18 protein-coding genes are annotated in these 18,111 nt (G+C 31.1%); 14 read left to right on the top strand and 4 right to left on the bottom strand.

Features of this window, described 5'->3' with window-relative positions:
• Positions 1-103 precede the first annotated feature (103 nt).
• The 9 genes from KM800_RS01170 to KM800_RS01130 all read left to right on the top strand — a co-directional run bounded on the left by KM800_RS01170 (position 104) and on the right by KM800_RS01130 (position 7,146).
• A complete protein-coding gene (locus KM800_RS01170; protein WP_217811427.1) occupies positions 104-874 on the top strand; it encodes an alpha/beta hydrolase in 771 nt (256 codons plus the stop codon).
• Between the two features lie 86 nt (positions 875-960).
• The gene (moaA, locus tag KM800_RS01165) at positions 961-1,920 is read left to right on the top strand and encodes a GTP 3',8-cyclase MoaA (RefSeq protein ID WP_217811426.1); all 960 of its coding nucleotides are present in this window, start codon (positions 961-963) and stop codon (positions 1,918-1,920) included.
• Between the two features lie 84 nt (positions 1,921-2,004).
• Positions 2,005-2,508: a nitroreductase family protein gene (locus tag KM800_RS01160; protein WP_217811425.1), complete on the top strand. Its 504-nt coding sequence runs from the start codon at positions 2,005-2,007 to the stop codon at positions 2,506-2,508.
• 98 nt (positions 2,509-2,606) lie between these two features.
• Positions 2,607-3,719 (top strand): DUF362 domain-containing protein, encoded by a 1,113-nt coding sequence (locus KM800_RS01155; RefSeq protein WP_217811424.1) that lies wholly within the window; start codon positions 2,607-2,609, stop codon positions 3,717-3,719.
• A gap of 41 nt (positions 3,720-3,760) precedes the next feature.
• On the top strand, positions 3,761-4,879 hold the full coding sequence (locus KM800_RS01150) for a THUMP domain-containing class I SAM-dependent RNA methyltransferase (RefSeq protein ID WP_217811423.1): 1,119 nt from the start codon (positions 3,761-3,763) through the stop codon (positions 4,877-4,879).
• A 34-nt stretch (positions 4,880-4,913) separates the two neighbouring features.
• Positions 4,914-5,330: a GNAT family N-acetyltransferase gene (locus KM800_RS01145; protein ID WP_217811422.1), complete on the top strand. Its 417-nt coding sequence runs from the start codon at positions 4,914-4,916 to the stop codon at positions 5,328-5,330.
• 17 nt (positions 5,331-5,347) lie between these two features.
• Complete coding sequence (gene mog, locus KM800_RS01140) at positions 5,348-5,836, top strand: molybdopterin adenylyltransferase (RefSeq protein WP_217811421.1); 489 nt, start codon at positions 5,348-5,350, stop codon at positions 5,834-5,836.
• Positions 5,837-5,864: 28 nt separating this feature from the next.
• Positions 5,865-6,296: an MOSC domain-containing protein gene (locus KM800_RS01135; RefSeq protein WP_217811420.1), complete on the top strand. Its 432-nt coding sequence runs from the start codon at positions 5,865-5,867 to the stop codon at positions 6,294-6,296.
• A gap of 22 nt (positions 6,297-6,318) precedes the next feature.
• Positions 6,319-7,146 (top strand): HAD family hydrolase, encoded by an 828-nt coding sequence (locus KM800_RS01130; RefSeq protein ID WP_254906425.1) that lies wholly within the window; start codon positions 6,319-6,321, stop codon positions 7,144-7,146.
• 6 nt (positions 7,147-7,152) lie between these two features.
• On the opposite strand, the gene KM800_RS01125 is transcribed toward KM800_RS01130, so the two are convergent.
• Positions 7,153-8,598, bottom strand: a complete 1,446-nt coding sequence (locus tag KM800_RS01125) for a DEAD/DEAH box helicase (protein WP_217811418.1) — start codon at positions 8,596-8,598, stop codon at positions 7,153-7,155.
• A gap of 267 nt (positions 8,599-8,865) precedes the next feature.
• Here KM800_RS01125 and KM800_RS01120 point away from each other — a divergent pair, with 267 nt between their 5' ends.
• The 3 genes from KM800_RS01120 (at position 8,866) to KM800_RS01110 (ending at position 12,106) form a co-directional block, all read left to right on the top strand.
• On the top strand, positions 8,866-10,038 hold the full coding sequence (locus KM800_RS01120; protein WP_217811417.1) for an MFS transporter: 1,173 nt from the start codon (positions 8,866-8,868) through the stop codon (positions 10,036-10,038).
• 139 nt (positions 10,039-10,177) lie between these two features.
• Complete coding sequence (locus tag KM800_RS01115) at positions 10,178-11,431, top strand: dicarboxylate/amino acid:cation symporter (RefSeq protein WP_217811416.1); 1,254 nt, start codon at positions 10,178-10,180, stop codon at positions 11,429-11,431.
• A 21-nt stretch (positions 11,432-11,452) separates the two neighbouring features.
• The gene (locus tag KM800_RS01110) at positions 11,453-12,106 is read left to right on the top strand and encodes an HAD family hydrolase (protein WP_217811415.1); all 654 of its coding nucleotides are present in this window, start codon (positions 11,453-11,455) and stop codon (positions 12,104-12,106) included.
• Positions 12,107-12,191: 85 nt separating this feature from the next.
• On the opposite strand, the gene KM800_RS01105 is transcribed toward KM800_RS01110, so the two are convergent.
• Genes KM800_RS01105 through KM800_RS01095 form a run of 3 tightly spaced genes read right to left on the bottom strand, consistent with a single transcriptional unit; the run spans position 12,192 to position 16,577 of the window.
• On the bottom strand, positions 12,192-13,463 hold the full coding sequence (locus KM800_RS01105; RefSeq protein ID WP_217811502.1) for a SpoVR family protein: 1,272 nt from the start codon (positions 13,461-13,463) through the stop codon (positions 12,192-12,194).
• Positions 13,463-14,650, bottom strand: a complete 1,188-nt coding sequence (yhbH, locus tag KM800_RS01100) for a sporulation protein YhbH (protein WP_217811414.1) — start codon at positions 14,648-14,650, stop codon at positions 13,463-13,465. The genes KM800_RS01105 and yhbH overlap by 1 nt, the downstream gene beginning before the upstream one ends.
• A gap of 4 nt (positions 14,651-14,654) precedes the next feature.
• A complete protein-coding gene (locus KM800_RS01095) occupies positions 14,655-16,577 on the bottom strand; it encodes a PrkA family serine protein kinase (protein ID WP_217811413.1) in 1,923 nt (640 codons plus the stop codon).
• A 223-nt stretch (positions 16,578-16,800) separates the two neighbouring features.
• Here KM800_RS01095 and KM800_RS01090 point away from each other — a divergent pair, with 223 nt between their 5' ends.
• Both KM800_RS01090 and bioD read left to right on the top strand, forming a co-directional pair.
• Complete coding sequence (locus KM800_RS01090; RefSeq protein WP_217811412.1) at positions 16,801-17,343, top strand: biotin transporter BioY; 543 nt, start codon at positions 16,801-16,803, stop codon at positions 17,341-17,343.
• A gap of 39 nt (positions 17,344-17,382) precedes the next feature.
• The gene (bioD, locus tag KM800_RS01085) at positions 17,383-18,108 is read left to right on the top strand and encodes a dethiobiotin synthase (RefSeq protein WP_217811411.1); all 726 of its coding nucleotides are present in this window, start codon (positions 17,383-17,385) and stop codon (positions 18,106-18,108) included.
• Positions 18,109-18,111: the final 3 nt, after the last annotated feature.

Genomic DNA, 18,111 nt, shown 5'->3' with positions numbered 1-18,111 from the left:
ATTTATATATGAGCTGTTGAAATATAAAGATGTTATTAGGTATAATGAAATAATACATTAAACAGGTATTAAGGATTATAATATATTCATGGAGGTGTTGTTTATGCAGAAATCAGTTGAAATTGAAAGTAAGGAATTGACTTTAAGGGGCATGCTTCATGTTCCAGAACGTATTAATGGCAAGATTCCAATAGTTTGTATTTTTCATGGATTTTACAGTGACAAAACTGAAGCTCATTTTATGTTTGTGAAGTTATCAAGAAAGCTGGCTGATATGGGGATCGCCAGTGTGCGTTTTGATTTCAGGGGAAGTGGAGAAAGTGATGGCGAATTTATTGACATGACTGTTTCAAAAGAACTTGAGGATGCAAATGCAATACTTGATTATGCTGGATCTTTGGATTTTGTAGATATAAACAAAATAGGTGTTATAGGTCTTAGTTTGGGTGGAGCCATTGCAAGTATGCTCGCTGGAGATCGCAGGGAAACTATAAAATCACTTTGTTTATGGGCTCCAGCAGGAAACATGAGAGATATTATAATAAAAGGAAAAAGTAAAGATGATGTTAGGCAAATTCGCAGGAAAGGTTTTTTTGATTTTGAAGGATTGTCGATTGGTACGGAATTCTTAGGTGATATAGAAAATATTGATATTTTCCGTAAAGCATCTTCATATGATAAAAATGTTTTGATTATTCATGGTGACAAGGATGAAACGGTTCCACTTTGCATATCAGAGAGATATTTGGAGCTTTATGGAACCAATGCAGTTCTTCATATTGTTAAAGGAGCAGACCACACTTTTAATTCCAAAGAATGGGAAGATGAAGTTCTTGATTGTTCAATTGCTTTTATGGAAACTGAACTTTTATAGAGTAAAGAAGAAAAGACTATGGATTTGGAGGGTATATCTGCTTTAATATATAGGTAAAATAATAGTCATTAAAGGATGAATTTTATATGATAGATAAATATAAGAGAAATATAAATTATTTACGCATATCTCTTACAGATAGGTGTAATTTAAGATGTAGATACTGTATGCCGGAAGAAGGTGTTGTACCTAAGCTCAATCATGAGGATATACTTCATTTTGAACAAATATTGAAGATAATAAAAGCTTCATCTTTAATAGGTATAAATAAAATAAGGTATACTGGTGGAGAACCTCTTATAATGAATGGGATAGATAATCTTATATATGAGACCTCATCTATTGAAGGTATTGAGGATATTTCTATAACTACCAATGGTATTCTGCTCTGTGATGCAGCTGGAGATTTAAAAAAATCCGGATTGAATAGAGTAAATATAAGTCTGGACACTTTAAATGAAAAAAAGTTTAATAGTATTACAAGAGGTGGAGATCTGAATAAAGTTATACAGGCTATTGAAAAATGTATAAGTCTTGGATATTCACCAGTCAAAATAAATGTGGTGCTTTTAAAGGGAATAAATGATGATGAAATTCAAGATTTTATTAATTTGACACTAGATATGCCAATTCATGTAAGGTTCATTGAATTAATGCCCATGGGTACTGCAGTTGATCTTTATAAAGATGAAAATATAAAATGTGACAAAATTATTAAAAATTTTACTTCTCTTGAACATATAACAAATGAAAAAAGCAGTACTGCAGAATTGTATAAATTACCAAATGCAAAGGGATTGGTAGGTTTTATAAGACCTATAAGTTGTAAATTCTGCAGCTTTTGCAATAGAATAAGGCTTACTTCTACTGGCACTATAAAGCCCTGTCTCCATTCAAAACAGGAATATGATATAAAGCCCTATATAGGAAATGAGGAGAATCTCATTTTATTATTAAAAAAAATTATACTTAGTAAGCCTGTGGAACATCATTTAGAAGCTGGCATAAGCTCAAGCAAAAAAATGATGTATGAAATAGGAGGGTGATTTTATTTGTTTTAATATATTATTTTATAGTAGAATTATAGTAGAAAAGTTGTAAAATCCAAATTATTTTGAGGAGGGAATATAATGGACATAATTTTTAATAGAAGAAGTATAAGAAAATACAAAGATAAACCAGTTGAGAAGGAAAAGATAGATAAACTTTTAAAGGCTGCTATGCAGGCACCATCTGCAGCGAATCAGCAGCCATGGGAATTTATTGTTGTGCAGGATAAAGAAAAATTAAAAGAGTTGTCAAATACTAGTCCATATTCTAAAATGGTGGCTGATTCAAGTGTTACTTTTGTCTTATTATCAAGGAAAGGTAATTTGCTTGTACCAGGTTGTGTATCACAGGATATGGGAGCAGCTGCAGAAAACCTCCTGCTGGAGGCAGTGGACTTGGAACTTGGTGCTGTCTGGCTTGGAGTAGGTTCCATTAAGGAAAGAATGGATTATGTATGCAAGGTATTTAATTTACCCGGCAATATTGAACCTTTTGCGTTGATTGCAGTAGGATATCCCGATGGACAGGAAAATAAATTTATAGATAGATTTGATGAAAAAAGAGTTCATTATGAAAAATTTTAATAATCAAATTTAAAAATAAGTAATGATGTTACAGACAACAAATGATTGTAGCATCCTCTTATATTAAACTATTAATATGATTATATGGAGGTAATTTTGTGAAAAGTAATGTTTACTTTGCAAATTTGAGAGCAAGAAATGAAAATCAAAATAAAGTAACTAAAATAAGAAAATTATTCGATAAGGCTGGATTTGAAAATGTATTAAGTAAAGGAGATTTAACTGCAGTTAAAATTCATTTTGGAGAGCTTGGAGGAGATGGATACATTAATCCTGTTTTTATAAGACAGGTGGTTGATAAAATAAGGGAATCACAGGCCAATCCATTTTTAACAGATACAAACACATTGTATTCTGGAAGTAGATCCAATGCAGTAGACCATGCAAATACAGCATCTCTTCATGGATTTGGCCATTCAGTAGTTGATGCTCCTGTAATAATAGCAGATGGTTTAAGAGGTGAAAACGTAAAAGAAGTAAAAATAAATAAAAAACACTTTAAAGAAACAAGAATAGCAGGGGCAATAGCTCAAGCGGACAGTATGATAGTACTATCACATTTTAAAGGACATGAAGTTGCAGGTTTTGGTGGAGCAATCAAGAATCTTGCCATGGGATGCGCCAATCCAGCAGGAAAAAGAGATCAACACTCTATAAGACCAAGTGTAAATATAGAAAAGTGCATAGGTTGTGGAAAATGCAGTGAGGTCTGTCCTAAACAGGCTATAACTGTTGAAAATAAAAAATCATCTATAGATAAGATGAAATGCATAGGTTGTGGAGAATGTATGACGGTCTGTCCAGTGAAGGCCATTGACTCAGGTGGGGAAATGGAGGCAAAAATATTTACTGAAAAACTTACGGAGTATGCTTATGGAGCATTGAGAGGCAAGAAGGGTAGAGTAGGTTATATTAATTTTGTCATAAATGTTACTCCTGACTGTGATTGCGTTCCCTGGAGTGATGCACCTATAGTGCCTGATATAGGAATTCTGGCTTCAACTGATCCAGTAGCACTGGATTGTGCATGTTATGATTTGGTGAATAATGCAATAACTTTACAGCATACTATGTTAAGTGATAATCATGATCATGAGAAATGTCATGATAAATTTAAAGGACTCAGAGATAATACTTACGGTTATATTCAATTATCATATGGGGAAGAAATCGGTCTTGGAACTAGAAACTATAGTTTGATAGAAATATAATTACAAGTAATTATAGACAGGTAATATAATAGGAGGAAAATATGGAATATACGTTAATTGCTACGGCAACATTTGGATTGGAATCTGTAGTTGCAATGGAACTTAAAGATCTTGGATATGAAGATTTACATATAGAAAATGGAAGAGTGATTTTTCAGGGTGACGAGATGGATATAGTTACCTGTAATCTATGGCTTAGAACTGCGGATAGAGTTCTTATAAGAATGGCCGAGTTCAAAGCAGAAAGTTTTGAGGAGCTTTTCCAGGGTACAACTGAAGTAGAGTGGGGATCTCTCATGCCGGAAGATGCATTTATGCATGTTGAAGGTAAATCTGTAAAGTCAAAGCTTCATAGTGTACCGGACTGTCAATCTATAGTTAAAAAAGCTGTAGTTGAATCCATGAAAAATAAATATCACCTGGAGAAATTTGAGGAGACTGGGGCAGAATATAAAATAGAAGTTGGAATTTTAAAGGATATAGTTACTCTGACCGTTGATACTTCCGGTGAGGGATTACATAAAAGAGGATATAGAAAGAACTCAGGAAAAGCACCTATAAAGGAGACATTGGCTGCAGCTTTAGTATTGTTAAGTAAATGGGATCCTTCCATAATTCTTGCAGATCCAATGTGTGGTTCAGGAACAATTGCCATAGAGGCTGCATTGATAGGAAAGAACATGGCACCTGGATTAAATAGAAATTTTGTTTCTGAGCAGTGGGGTATAATTCCACAAGATCTATGGAGAGATTTAAGAAAGTATGCATCGCACTCTATAAATAATAAAGAATTCAGAATATTGGCATCTGATATAGACGGAAGAGTTGTTAGAACAGCTATGAATAATGCTGAAAAAGCAGGAGTAGAGGATTGTATCGCATTTCAAAAAATATCCGTCCAGGAGTTTAGCTCCAGTAAATGTGGAGGCTTTATAATAAGCAATCCACCCTATGGAGAAAGACTTGGAGAGTTGGAGGAAGCTGAAAAATTATATGAGGATATAGGTAAAGTATTTTCGAAACTAAAGGATTGGAATTATTTTATAATAACAGCGGACGATAAATTTGAAAAATATTTTGGAAAGGAATCCAATAAGAACAGAAAACTTTATAATGGAAGATTGAAATGCTATTACTATCAATATTTTAATAGAAAATAAATATAATATATTTTTGAATGGGAGATATTTTGATATGCAAATAGAACAAGATGGATATATATTTACTGATGATATTGATAAAATCAAGCTGGATAATGTATATACATTATTAAAACAATCTCATTGGGCAAATAATCGTTCAAAGGAAATTATAGCAAACACCATTGAAAATAGTGTATGCTTTGCTGTTTATCATAATAATATACAAATAGGATTTGCAAGATTTATAAGTGATTATTCTGTATATACTCTTATAATGGATGTGATTATAGATGAAAGGTATAGGGGCAAAGGACTGGGCAGGAAACTTATTCAGATAATAGTTGATTATCCAAGTATAAAAAATACTAGTAAAGTTCTTTGGACCACTTATGCTGAAAAATTTTATTTTCAATGCGGATTTAAACAGGAAAAACAATATAGTGTATTATTTAATAGACCAAATATTTAAATCGGAGGCTGTGTGAATTGATAGAGGTGGGGATATTAACTGTCAGTGATAAAGGTTCTAAAGGTAAAAGGGTAGATAGTACGGGACCTGCAATAAAACAATTACTGAATGATAAGGATTATAATGTAGAATATTATAAAATTGTACCTGATGAAATGGAAGATATAGAAAAGGAACTTGTATATCTTTCAGATACAATAAAGTTAGATTTAGTATTAACTAATGGAGGAACTGGTTTCTCCAAAAGGGATGTTACTCCGGAGGCTACTAAAAATGTAATACATAAGTATGTTCCTGGGTTTGGTGAAGCTATGAGGCTTAAGTCTTTGGAAATAACTCCAAAAGCTATGTTGTCCAGAGCTATATCAGGAATTAGAAATAGCACTCTTATAGTAAATCTGCCAGGAAGTCCCAAAGGAGCAACAGAAAATCTTCATGCAATCTTACCTGTTTTGCCACATGGAATAGCTATTCTCAAAGGAGAAGATTCTGAATGTGCACGATAGCTATATATTATGAAGGGAGAGATAACATTTGAGTAAAGTTTTGGCTGTTAATACAAGTGAGAAAAAGGGAGTTGTAAAACATCCTATTGAAAAAGGATATTTTAAAGAAAACCATGGTTTGTCAGGTGATGCACATGCAGGAAACTGGCATAGACAAGTAAGTTTACTAGCTCAGGAAAGTATAGACAAGATGAAGGCTTCAGGAGTAAAAGGGCTTAGCAGTGGCAAATTTGCAGAAAATCTAACTACTGAAGGGGTGATTCTATATGAACTCCCTGTTGGAACAAAAATAAAAGTAGGGGAAGTGCTGCTGGAAGTAACTCAAATTGGCAAGGAATGTCATAAAGGATGTGCCATAAAAAATTTGGTTGGAGATTGCATTATGCCAAGAGAAGGTATATTTGCAAAAGTATTAAATAGTGGATGGATAAAACCACAAGATGAGATTAAAATACTATAAAAGGTTAACTGGAGGTAAAATATTGGATTTATACATTTCAGATTTAGATGGAACACTATTGAATTCAAAGCAAGTTGTAAGTAAAATTTCTGTTGAGATAATAAATAAACTAATAGATGATGGATTGAATTTTACTATAGCCACGGCAAGGTCTTATGATGCTTCCAAAGAAATATTGCAGCCTTTAAAATTAAAACTTCCTGTAATTTTGAATAATGGAGCATTTGTCTACGATCCAATTTCACATAAAAATATTGTTGCAAATTATTTAAAAAATGATGATGCTGAATTTATATTAAGAAGTTATCATGAAAATAATATTTCTCCTTTAATATCAGCAATAGATTCAAGAGGCAACAAAAAGATATTTTATAAAGATGTATTTAATGAAGGACAAGAAATATATTTAAATTCACGCAAAGAAAACAAAGATAAAAGACTTACTAAAGTAGGGGACTTTTCATTAATTCAAAATTATAGAATAATAAACATATTCGCCATAGAAAGAAGAGATGTTCTGGATACTGAATATAAAATATTTACAGATAAGTTGAACATAAGTTGTCAGTATACTGAAGAAATATATTCTAGAGGATATTTTTGGCTTGAAACTACAAATTTAAAAGCCAACAAGAGTTCAGCGGCTAAATTCTTAAAAAACTATTTGAATGTAGATAGACTTATATGTTTTGGTGATAATTTAAATGACAGATCACTTTTTGAGTTATCAGATGAATCATATGCAGTTGAGAATGCCTATAAAGAAATAAAAAATTTAGCTACAGACATTCTAGATTCCAATGATAACAATGGTGTAGCTAAATTTCTTAAATCAAATTCAGTAAGATAGAGAATATTATTTTTGTGCTCTTTCAGCCCTTATGGTTTTACCTTTTATAGTTTTGTCCTTAAGTCCGTCTAATACTATATTACCCTTGTCTGCAAGTATGTCTACATAGGAAAAATTGTCCTGTATATTTATTATTCCTATGTCATCTGCGCTTATGCCTGGAATGCTTGAAATAGCCCCTGCTATATCACCAGGTCTTATTTTTTTCTTCTTGCCGGCACTTATATATATTTTTGTAACATTATCATTTAATTTTTGAGATTTGTCATTTTTGGGTTTATGTGGAATTTTTGATTTCTGTTTGAATAATTGTTTTCCTCTTTCAACCTCTTCAAGGGAAGGCATTGTACCCTTTTCTATATTAAATTCATAATGCAGAGCTATTTCATGCAAAAATCGATATTCCCTGGGAGTTACTAAAGTTATAGCAACACCTGTATTTCCAGCACGACCGGTTCTTCCAATTCTATGGACATAACTTTCCTTTTCCATAGGTATATCATAGTTTATTATATGAGTTATATTTTCCACATCAATTCCTCTGGCAGCAATATCGGTAGATACCAAGAAAGTAAATTCTCCTCTTTTAAACTTTTCCATTACATCGATTCTATGAGCCTGAAGCATGCCACCATGTAAAGCGCTGCAAGAATATCCTTTATCTTTCATCTTTTCAATTAAGTCATCCACATTTTTTTTAGTCCTGCAGAATATTATAGAGCTGTCTGGAAGTTCTTTATATATTATTTTATTTAATAAATCAAATTTTTTATAGGATTCAACTTCATAATATATTTGCCTGATTTTATCTTGTATGGAATTTTTTGAAGCAACTTCTATATTAGTTGGATGATTCATATATGAATCACATAATTCCAGTATTTCTTTAGGTATAGTTGCTGAAAAAAGAAAAGTTGCTCTGTTTTTTGGCAGCTTATCTATTATGGATTTAACTTGAGATATAAATCCCATATTGAACATTTCATCGGCTTCATCTATAACAAGATATTTTATTTTCTTTACATCCAGATTGTTTTTCTTGATGTGATCCAGTGTTCTGCCAGGTGTGCCAACTACTACATGAACTCTTTGATTAAGTTTCTCCTTCTGAATATTAGAAGGTTCTTTGCCAAATACTGCAATACAGTTTATCCTTTTGAATAGTCCTATACTTGAAAAGTCCTGTTTTATTTGAATTGCCAATTCCCTTGTAGGAGTAAGTACCAGCACTTGAGGTTTTCTTTCTTCAAGTTGTATATTCTCACAAATTGGTATAGCAAATGCAGCAGTTTTGCCACTTCCAGTTTGAGATTTAACTATGACATCCTTGTTGTCAAGAATAAATGGTATAACCTTTTCTTGAACTTCAGATGGATTTTTATATCCTAATTGTTCTAGTGACTTTAATATGTTTTTACTTAAATCAAAATTATTGAAATTTATTTTATTCATTATAATATTTACCTTCTTAATATATTTAATTACACTATAGATGATATCATAAATCATAATAGCATATGTTTATTATTGTATAAAAATTATAGCATTTTTAGTCATAATATATTCAAATATGCTTATTATAACATGTTTTGATTGATTAATGAAAAAAAATGAAAGATTTTAAATAAAAATGATTGATTTTAAAAGCTTTTTATACTATACTGATATATATAGAAATTGAAAGTTAATAAATTAACAATAAATTTTAGGAGGAAGCAAATGAACAAGAACTTTAAAAACATGATAATTATTTTTGCTGGTTTCTTTTTTTTGTCTCTGTTTTCAAATACTTTATCTCCATTTATAACAACTATAAAAAATACTTATCATGTATCAAGTGGGATTATTGCAATGCTTCCATCAGTAGTATATTGTGCTTCATTTATAATGAGTATGGTAAGTGCGAAGTTTATGTATACGTTAGGACTTAAAAAAGGATTGAATCTAGGATTTTTATTTGCAATCATTGCAAGCGTTATAATAATTTTATCAAAGTCTTTTTATGTTCTTATGGTGGGATATTTTATATCAGGATTTGCAGTAGGTATGGGCACTGTATTCTTAACTACAATGCTTTCACTTCTTCCAAAGCAGTATCAGAAATTTAGCCTTGCCAATGCATTTTTTGGACTGGGTGGAATTTTAATTTTACCTATAGACAGGTTGATATTAAAAGGTAATATACATTTTAGTTATGCTTATATTGTTCACATAATACTTGTAGCTGTATTTCTCGTATTGGCTACACAAATCAAAGGAATATCCTTGTGTGCTGATGAAGGTAGTGAATGTAAAAAACCAGAGTCTTCTGTACTAAAGAATCCATTGGTTTTATTATTTGTTATAGCGGTATTTTTCTATGTAGGAGCTGAAATATCAACTACAAATTGGACAGGCACTTTTCTTGAAAATTACTATGGAATTAATAAGACTGAAGTTCCAAACATTCTTCTAGGTTTTTGGATTTTGTTCACTTTTGGAAGAGCTATAGGTGATAAATTCTTAAATAAGGTAGGTCAATTGAGATTCCTTTTAATTTCACCTATTATATCCATTTGTGGCATATTTATTATTTTGTTCGGTAATTCTAGAATTCAGGCGTTGATAGGTATTGCAATTCTTGGAATAACAATGTCTATGATTTATCCTGCTATTCAAGGATATATAATACAACATGTAAGTAGGGAAGATGTACCTCCTGCTTCTGCACTTATAACTGTTTTCAACAATTTAGGTGCTACATTTTTAACTTATATAATAGGTTTCGCAGGTGGACAGAAGGTTACTTATGTATTTATAATTCAAATAGTATTCTATCTATATATTATATTTGTAGCTGCACGTTATTTGATTTTAAAACCAAGACGACAGCAGCAGAGACAGTTAAATTAAGTTAGTGAAAATTATCTACAGTTTAAGAGTAAATTCTCAACTATAGATAATTTTTTTTACTTTAATCTATGAAAACGATTTGAAAATGGAATATAATAATAAATGGAATAATATTAAATATGTATTGGGGGTTGTTAAAATGAAAGGATTTCTTAAAAATTACAGATTTTCTATTATACTTCTCGGTTCAATAGCAATAGGAGCAATCATAGGTGTATTACTAGGACCAAAATCAAGTGTGCTTAAACCTTTTGGAGACTTGTTCTTAAATTTAATGTTTATGATAATAACACCATTGGTATTTTTCAGTATAACTTCTGCTATAGCTAATATGAATGGAATGAAAAGGCTTGGTAAAATAATGATCAGTACTTTTCTAGTATTTATATTTACGGCATTTATAGCATCTGTAATTGGGGTTATAGGTGCTGTAATAGTGGATCCTGCACAGGGAATCAACTATTCAATGCTTAAAGAAATAGTATCAACAGATAATACCGTAGAAAAAGTTAAGCATTTAGGTGCTGCACAGCAATTTATAAATACTGTAACAGTTTCAGATTTTGTTTCTCTATTTTCTAAAAGTAACATGCTGCAGCTTATTGTATTTTCCGTAATTTTCGGCATTTCAGCAGCTATGATTGGAAAAAAGGCAGAGCCCGTAACTAAGTTTTTGACTTCAGCGTCAAACATAATGATGAAGATGGTTAAAATAATTATGTACTATGCTCCTATAGGACTTGGATGTTATTTTGCTGCATTAATAGGAGAACTTGGACCACAAATATTAAAGGGATATTTAAGAGTATTTGTTTTGTATGTAATTATAGCTATGATCTATTATTTTGCCTTTTTTACTATTTATGCATTTCTATCTGGTGGAAGAAAAGGAATAGGTCTGTTTTGGAGGAATGCTGTAACTCCTACCATAACAGCGCTTGCTACATGTTCTAGTGCTGCAAGTATACCGGTAAATTTGGAATTTACAAAGAAAATGCTTGTCCCAAAAGATATATCAGAAACTGTAATTCCCCTTGGAGCAAATATTCATAAAGATGGGTCTGTAATTGGGGGAGTTATGAAAATTACTTTTCTATTTGGATTATTCGGTAGGGATATGACAAGTGTTTCATCGCTGTTGTCCATAATAATAGTGTCATTTTTAGTAGGTGCTGTGATGGCTGCAATACCAAGTGGAGGTATGATTGGTGAAATGCTTATATTGAGCATTTATGGCTTTCCTTCAGAACTTCTACCTGTAATTGCAATTATAAGTGTTATTATAGATGCACCTGCTACAGTATTGAATTCAACTGGAAATACGGTATCAAGTATGTTAATATCAAGACTTGTAGAGGGAAAACAATGGATTACTCATAAATTGGAAATTTAATAACATAATGGAGGAGATAAATTGAAATATAAATATGTGCTATTTGACCTGGATGGAACTTTAACAGACTCTAAAGAAGGTATAACTAAATCTGTACAGTATTCATTAAAAAAGTATGGTATTATAGTGGATGATTTGGATTTGCTTGAAAAGTTTATAGGACCGCCATTAAAAGAGTCATTTATAAAATATTATAAATTTGATGAATTAAAGTCAGTACAAGCAGTGGAATATTATAGAGAGTATTTTAAAAAATATGGTATTTTTGAAAATAAGGTTTATGGAAATGTTGCGGTACTTCTTGCTAAATTGAAAGAATCAGGACTTAATTTAATAATAGCTACATCTAAACCTACAGTATTTGCTAGAAGGATACTAAAGCATTTTAATTTATATGCATATTTTGACGATATTGTTGGAAGTAATATAGATGGTACTAGAAGTAAAAAAGGGGAAGTTATTAAATATATTTTAGATAAATATAATATTGTTAACCATGGGGAAGTAGTAATGGTAGGAGATAGAAAACATGATATAGTTGGAGCACGAGAAAATAATATAAATTGTATAGCTGTTTCATATGGATATGGTTCTATTGAGGAATTAAGAACTTCAGGACCTAAATATATAGCTGAAAATTTACTGGATGTATTTAAACTGATTACTAATGAATAATAAGAAGTGGAAAAGATCCATCATGGTCTGTAAATTAGAAGAAGCTGTCTCAAATTTATTTTGGGACAGCTATTAAAAAACATATTTATTCTAAAGATGTATATGAAATTTTTTTATCTGCATCACATTTAACACCTGTAATTTTTTTGCTGATTTTAGTATTCAATTGCACTGGACCATTCCACAGGTCATAAATATATTTCAAAGTGGCTTCCATATATTTAGAATTCAATTCTCGTCCATCATAAATCTGATTTAAAATTAGAGTATTATCTTTTGATGAGATTTCCTTGACTTCAATATTAGGAATTGTTCCCATACCACAGGAATTGCATAAAGCATTTCTAATTTCAAGCCATCCTGTATCATCTGCAATATCTTTTACTATATAGGCATCTCCATCTTTCATATACTCAAATAAATTCAGTCTATAACAGATATCTTTTGTAAGATATCTGCGAATGAAAGATTCATCTCTTTCTAATTTTCTGACTTCGAATATTTTTTCAGTTCCATATCTTTTTTCAAGATCCTCGAACATCTTAAATCCAAGATGATATGGATTAATACTTCCCATGGCAGGAGTTATAACATCATTATGTCTTTTTATGAATTCAATAAAAAGTGAATCTGGAAGGTCAAGCTTATGAAGTATTTTGTAGTGCCAGTAACTTGCCCATCCTTCATTCATAATTTTTGTCTCAATTTGAGGTATGAAATATGCTGTTTCTTTTCTTACTACATTTAAGACATTTTTTTGCCATTCTTCCAAATTTCCGTGTTTAATGATAAATAGAATTAAGTCATCACAAGGTTCTTCTTCAGAATTTTTTAGTCCTATAGCTCTTCTTGTTTGATATCTTACTGCATGGGCTGCATCTAAAATTTTTTCTACTCCAGTATATCCTATGCTTGGATCATTTAAATATTCTCTTATCATATTTGCATTGTTTTTGAACATTTCAATAGTATATGATGCATTGGTTCCATCTTTAAAAAGTCTGTTGTTTTTAAAGAAGTCATTATGACCATATACGTGTGCCATAGTTAATATTTGAAGCAATAGTGTATTATCCTTCATTAAATAGGCCAGGCACGGATCGGAATTTATAACCATTTCATAGGGAAGCCCTGTAAGATTATATCTGTATAATGATTCAGCTCTATCGTAAGATTTTCCAAAACTCCAGTGTGGATACCTGGAGGGCATACCTAAGTATGCCTCATATCCAATCATATCTTTATAGCTTACAATTTCGAATTCCTGAGGATAAAAGTCAAGACCTGAATTTTTTGCCATAGTTTCTATAGTAGAACACCAATTTTTTAAATCTGTAGTTGAATAGTCCAAACACATCACCCCATTTCCAACTCTTTTTTTAATATCTTCTTTAAAGATTCCCATAAATCCTGTTTTTGATTAATAGTAACAGCTGCAAAGTTGTTCTTGCTAATTTCATTTTTCAAGAGTTCCTTTATATTACTGCTGTAGGGGCTTGGGATTATTTCTGCATAGCTAAAGAGATTGCAGATTTCACTTAATTTTTTGCCATATTTTACAGCTCTCTCATCATCCTCGCTCCAGTTATCGCCATCACTTACATAAAAAGTGTATAGATTCCAGTAAGCAGGATTGTAATTTTCTTCAATTACTTCTAAAGCCTTTTTAAATCCACTGGAAATATAAGTACCTCCAGATTCTACTTTATGGAAAAACTCTCCTTCTGTAACTAATTTTGCAGTAGTGGAATGTGCTATAAATTTTACCTCTACATTGTTATATTTCATTCTTACAAATTCATAGAGAATAAAAAAGAAAGATCTGGCCAGGAATTTTTTAGTACTGTCCATAGAGCCTGAAGTATCCATTACACAAATTACAGCAGCATTTAGTTCACGCTTTGGTCTTTTTTTAACTCTATAATATCTTAAATCATCTTGTCTAAATGGAAATCTTGATTTTGAATCTTCTTCTAGTTCTTTATCAGAGTTAGCTTCATGTAGATCTTTTTTGGCTGTTTGACATCTTTTAAGTTTTTCTATAACAGTTCTCTTTTTAGCAAGTCTGGGATTTATTCCATTTTTCTGATAGCCAACTTTTTTAATAGAGTTTTTTGAAAGTATTTCAGAGTATCTTTTTTTATCCATTAAAGGAAGTTCCAAATCTTCTAAAAGATAATTTATAACATCCTCTATAGTGATTTCTGTCTCATATATGTCTTCACCTTCAGCATTGCCAGCACCTTTATTGCCATTAACACTTTTTCCATTAGCAGCTTTTCCAAGGTTGTCTCCTCTTTTTTGTGAGCCATCTCCACTGCCTACACCAGATTTGTTGTCTCCATATATAAATCTATACTCTTTAATTCCTTTTATTGGAATTTTAACTTTCTTATTTTTACTTTGTCCTATAATACTTTCTTCTGATATTATATCGGCTAAGTTGTCTTTGATAGATTTTTCTACTAATTGTTTATGACGTCTTCTATCCTCTAAAGATCTATCATGATGCTGGCTTTCATCAAATTCTCTGAAAATAGCCATAACATCAATCCTTCCATAGATTATTGGCAGCATATTTTAATATAACATCGCAGCAGTGATCGCAATAACCATTTGCTTTCATTTCTTCAACCATGGAATTATATTTTTCTGCCTGATCCTTATTGCGTACTTTGGATTTAGTTATTATTCTGGATAATTCCCTTACAGATGTAGTAAGCTTTTTCTCAATAGCTTCTTTAAGTGGTTCATAAGATGTATAGTCGATTTTTCCACCATTTCTTATTACGTAAAACATATATGATGTAACATCTGTTCTAAAACCTTTTGCTGAACTTTCAGAGATACCAATGTGTTCTTCAATAGATCTCATGAAAGTTTCATCTGGATCTAAGTCCTCACCTGTTGAACGATCTTTAATTTTATTTCTATTTACATATGCTTCCGCATGATCTAAATAATTGTCAAATAAACTTTCAGCTTGTTCTCTAAAGCTTTGAATAAAGGCTCTTGTTACTTCTTTCTCTAGTATTTTATTGTATTCTTTTCTGATAGTATCATTTAAAAATGTAAGATATCTTTTTTTATCATCATCAGCTATATCTAAATCTTTAACTGATTTTACAAGTATGTCTATTACACTTATTGGATTAATGCAGTTGTATTCTGAATTGGAAAGGGCACTGTCTAAAGCTTTGATAATAAATCTAGTTGAAATTCCAGACATACCTTCTCTCATTCCAGCTTCTTCTTTTAACTCTGAATAGTCAATTTTTTTAGTGCTTCCTTTTTCTACGATATCTTCTCCATTATAAATTTTTAATTTTGTCATAGGATCAACTTTATTAGATGGTGAAAGTCTTGAAAGAATGGCGAATATGGCTGCAATTTCAAGAGTATGTGGTGCTATATGAGCATCAAACTGGCTTTTGCCAAGTATTTTTTTATATATTTTGACTTCTTCATTTAATTCCATGCAGTATGGAACTTCGATTTTTACAATTCTATCTAGTATTGCTTCATTGGTGTGATCAGACTTAAATTTGTTCCATTCTGATTCATTTGAATGAGCAAGTATAATTCCATCAAAATATATCATTGAGCCTTTTCCAGGAGAAGGAACGGATTTTTCCTGTGTTGCAGTTATTATTGTATGAAGGTATTCTACATCATTTTTAAAAACTTCTATAAATTCTACAATTCCTCTGTTTCCTACATTAAAAGCACCATTTAAAGAAAATATTCTTGGGTCATCCTCAGGATACATATCCATTTTTGATATGTCTACAGAACCTGTAAGGACAGATGTATCTTGATTATTAGGATCAACTGGAGGCACTACTCCTATACCCTTTCTTGAACGTATAGAAAAGTCTGTAGTTACAACAGGAAAATTTTCATATTTACCATCGTATTGGTGCTTTAATCTATATTTGCAAACTGGGCATAAATCACCTTCAATTTTTACACCTAATTTTTTTTCAAAGTCGGTTCTTAAATGTTTTGGTATTAGATGAAGAGGTTCTTCTCTAATAGGGCATCCTTTTAGTGCATAAATAGATTCTGCAGTTTCCAGGGCCTTTTTAATTGAATCTACCAGGGATGATTTACCTGCACCAACAGGACCTACTAAATAGAGCACTTGTCTTGCTTCTTCACCCTTCATAGATGCAGAATGGAAATAGTTAACCAGCTTCATTATTACTCTATCTATTCCAAAAAATTCATTTTTAAAAAAGTTGTATCTTTTTATTGGTTCATTACCATATAGTTTCTTTATTCTTGGGTTATCCTCAGGTTTTAATACTTCATAGCCTTTATTTATTATGATATTGTACATTCTATTATGTGCTAGTTTGACTATATCGGGATTATTCTTTACAAGTTGTAAATATTCTAGAAATGTTCCTTCAAATTCTTCCTTTTTCCTTGATTCTCTATCATTTTCAATTATATCTTTAAAATCCATAAGTATCTTTCCCCCTTAACTTATTATTAAATATTACGCATGATGAATACCTAATATGTGTGAAATTTATAATATTTTAATTTGTATCAATATAATATGTATATTTGTATTGTTAAATAATATGAGCGTGAGTTGACAAAATGTAAAAAAGTCTATAATATTTAATTGTCAACTATTATACTTATAGTAGTTGACAATAATAACGGTAAGGGGGAAAATTTAATTGAAGACAAGAGATATGATTATGGTATCCATTTTTGCAGTTTTGACCGCTATAGGGGCTTTTATAAAAATACCTATACCATATGTTCCATTTACACTTCAATGGCTGTTTTGTGCTATTAGCGGTATTGTGCTCGGAGCCAAATTAGGAGCATTGTCACAGATCCTATATGTGGTTATAGGACTTATAGGAATTCCAATTTTTACAGAAGGCGGGGGATTATACTACATATTCAAACCTACTTTTGGGTACTTGATAGGATTTATAGTTGCTTCATTTGTAATTGGAAAATTAAGCTCTAAAATTAAAAAAATTAGTTTTATTAAATCTTTATTGTGTATATTAAGCGGGTTATTTTTTGTTTATTTATTTGGGGTTTTACATCTTTATCTTATTTATAACTTATATATGGGAGATAGGAAAACTATGGCATGGGCAGTATTTTACGGATTTATTATTTGTGTAGGTGGTGATCTTGTAATAAGTGTATCAGCTGCACTTTTATCATTAAAATTAAAAGCACTAAATAAACTTTATAGTTAGGTCTATAAAAAATTATAATATTGGAAGAGGGTATCTAAAATGACTAAAGGCGTGTATATAGTGGGGACTGATACGGAAATTGGAAAAACATTGATTACTGGAGCTTTGGCTTATACTCTGCGTAAAGATGGATACAATACAGTTTATTTTAAGGCGGCATTGAGTGGAGCCGAAATGGAACATGGAAAGATGATCCCAGGAGATACTAAATTTGTATGTTCACTTGCCGGTATTCAAGAAAAATATGATTACATTACTCCATACATATATAAAACTGAAGTATCGCCATATTTGGCTTCAAAACTTGAAAATAATCCTATTGATATAAAAATAATAGAGGACAGATTTAATGATTTAAAGAAAAAGTATGATTATATAATATGTGAAGGTAGTGGAGGAGTAACGTGTCCACTCACTGATTTTGATGGAAAAATATATACTTTGGACAAACTTATAAAAGAACTGGGAATGGATATGATTTTAGTCTCAACTGCAGGTTTAGGAACTATAAATCATACTGTTTTGACTGCTAAATACATTGAAGATATGGGAATATGTATAAAAGGAATTATAATAAATGGATATAAAGACACAGTTATGTGTAATGATAATATAGATATGATAAAAAGAATGACGGGAATTCCCATACTGGGGATTATGCCCCATATTGAGAAAAATACACGGGATTTCATGGAAAGTATAAAGAAAGTATCAGAAAAAGTATTTAATTCAAAAGGGATAATTGATTGTATGAAGGAGGTATGAATA

Origin of the sequence: Clostridium tyrobutyricum (assembly GCF_019144085.1) — a bacterium.
GTDB classification, from domain to species: Bacteria; Bacillota; Clostridia; order Clostridiales; family Clostridiaceae; genus Clostridium_B; species Clostridium_B tyrobutyricum_A.
This window is presented reverse-complemented; position numbering and strand designations above follow the sequence as displayed.

Coding starts and splice junctions, on each gene's coding strand:
- KM800_RS01170 (WP_217811427.1), top strand. CDS start 104: ATGCAGAAATCAGTTGAAATTGAAAGTAAGGAATTGACTTTAAGGGGC.
- moaA (WP_217811426.1), top strand. CDS start 961: ATGATAGATAAATATAAGAGAAATATAAATTATTTACGCATATCTCTT.
- KM800_RS01160 (WP_217811425.1), top strand. CDS start 2,005: ATGGACATAATTTTTAATAGAAGAAGTATAAGAAAATACAAAGATAAA.
- KM800_RS01150 (WP_217811423.1), top strand. CDS start 3,761: ATGGAATATACGTTAATTGCTACGGCAACATTTGGATTGGAATCTGTA.
- KM800_RS01145 (WP_217811422.1), top strand. CDS start 4,914: ATGCAAATAGAACAAGATGGATATATATTTACTGATGATATTGATAAA.
- KM800_RS01125 (WP_217811418.1), bottom strand. CDS start 8,598: ATGAATAAAATAAATTTCAATAATTTTGATTTAAGTAAAAACATATTA.
- KM800_RS01120 (WP_217811417.1), top strand. CDS start 8,866: ATGAACAAGAACTTTAAAAACATGATAATTATTTTTGCTGGTTTCTTT.
- KM800_RS01115 (WP_217811416.1), top strand. CDS start 10,178: ATGAAAGGATTTCTTAAAAATTACAGATTTTCTATTATACTTCTCGGT.
- KM800_RS01105 (WP_217811502.1), bottom strand. CDS start 13,463: ATGTGTTTGGACTATTCAACTACAGATTTAAAAAATTGGTGTTCTACT.
- yhbH (WP_217811414.1), bottom strand. CDS start 14,650: ATGGCTATTTTCAGAGAATTTGATGAAAGCCAGCATCATGATAGATCT.
- KM800_RS01095 (WP_217811413.1), bottom strand. CDS start 16,577: ATGGATTTTAAAGATATAATTGAAAATGATAGAGAATCAAGGAAAAAG.
- bioD (WP_217811411.1), top strand. CDS start 17,383: ATGACTAAAGGCGTGTATATAGTGGGGACTGATACGGAAATTGGAAAA.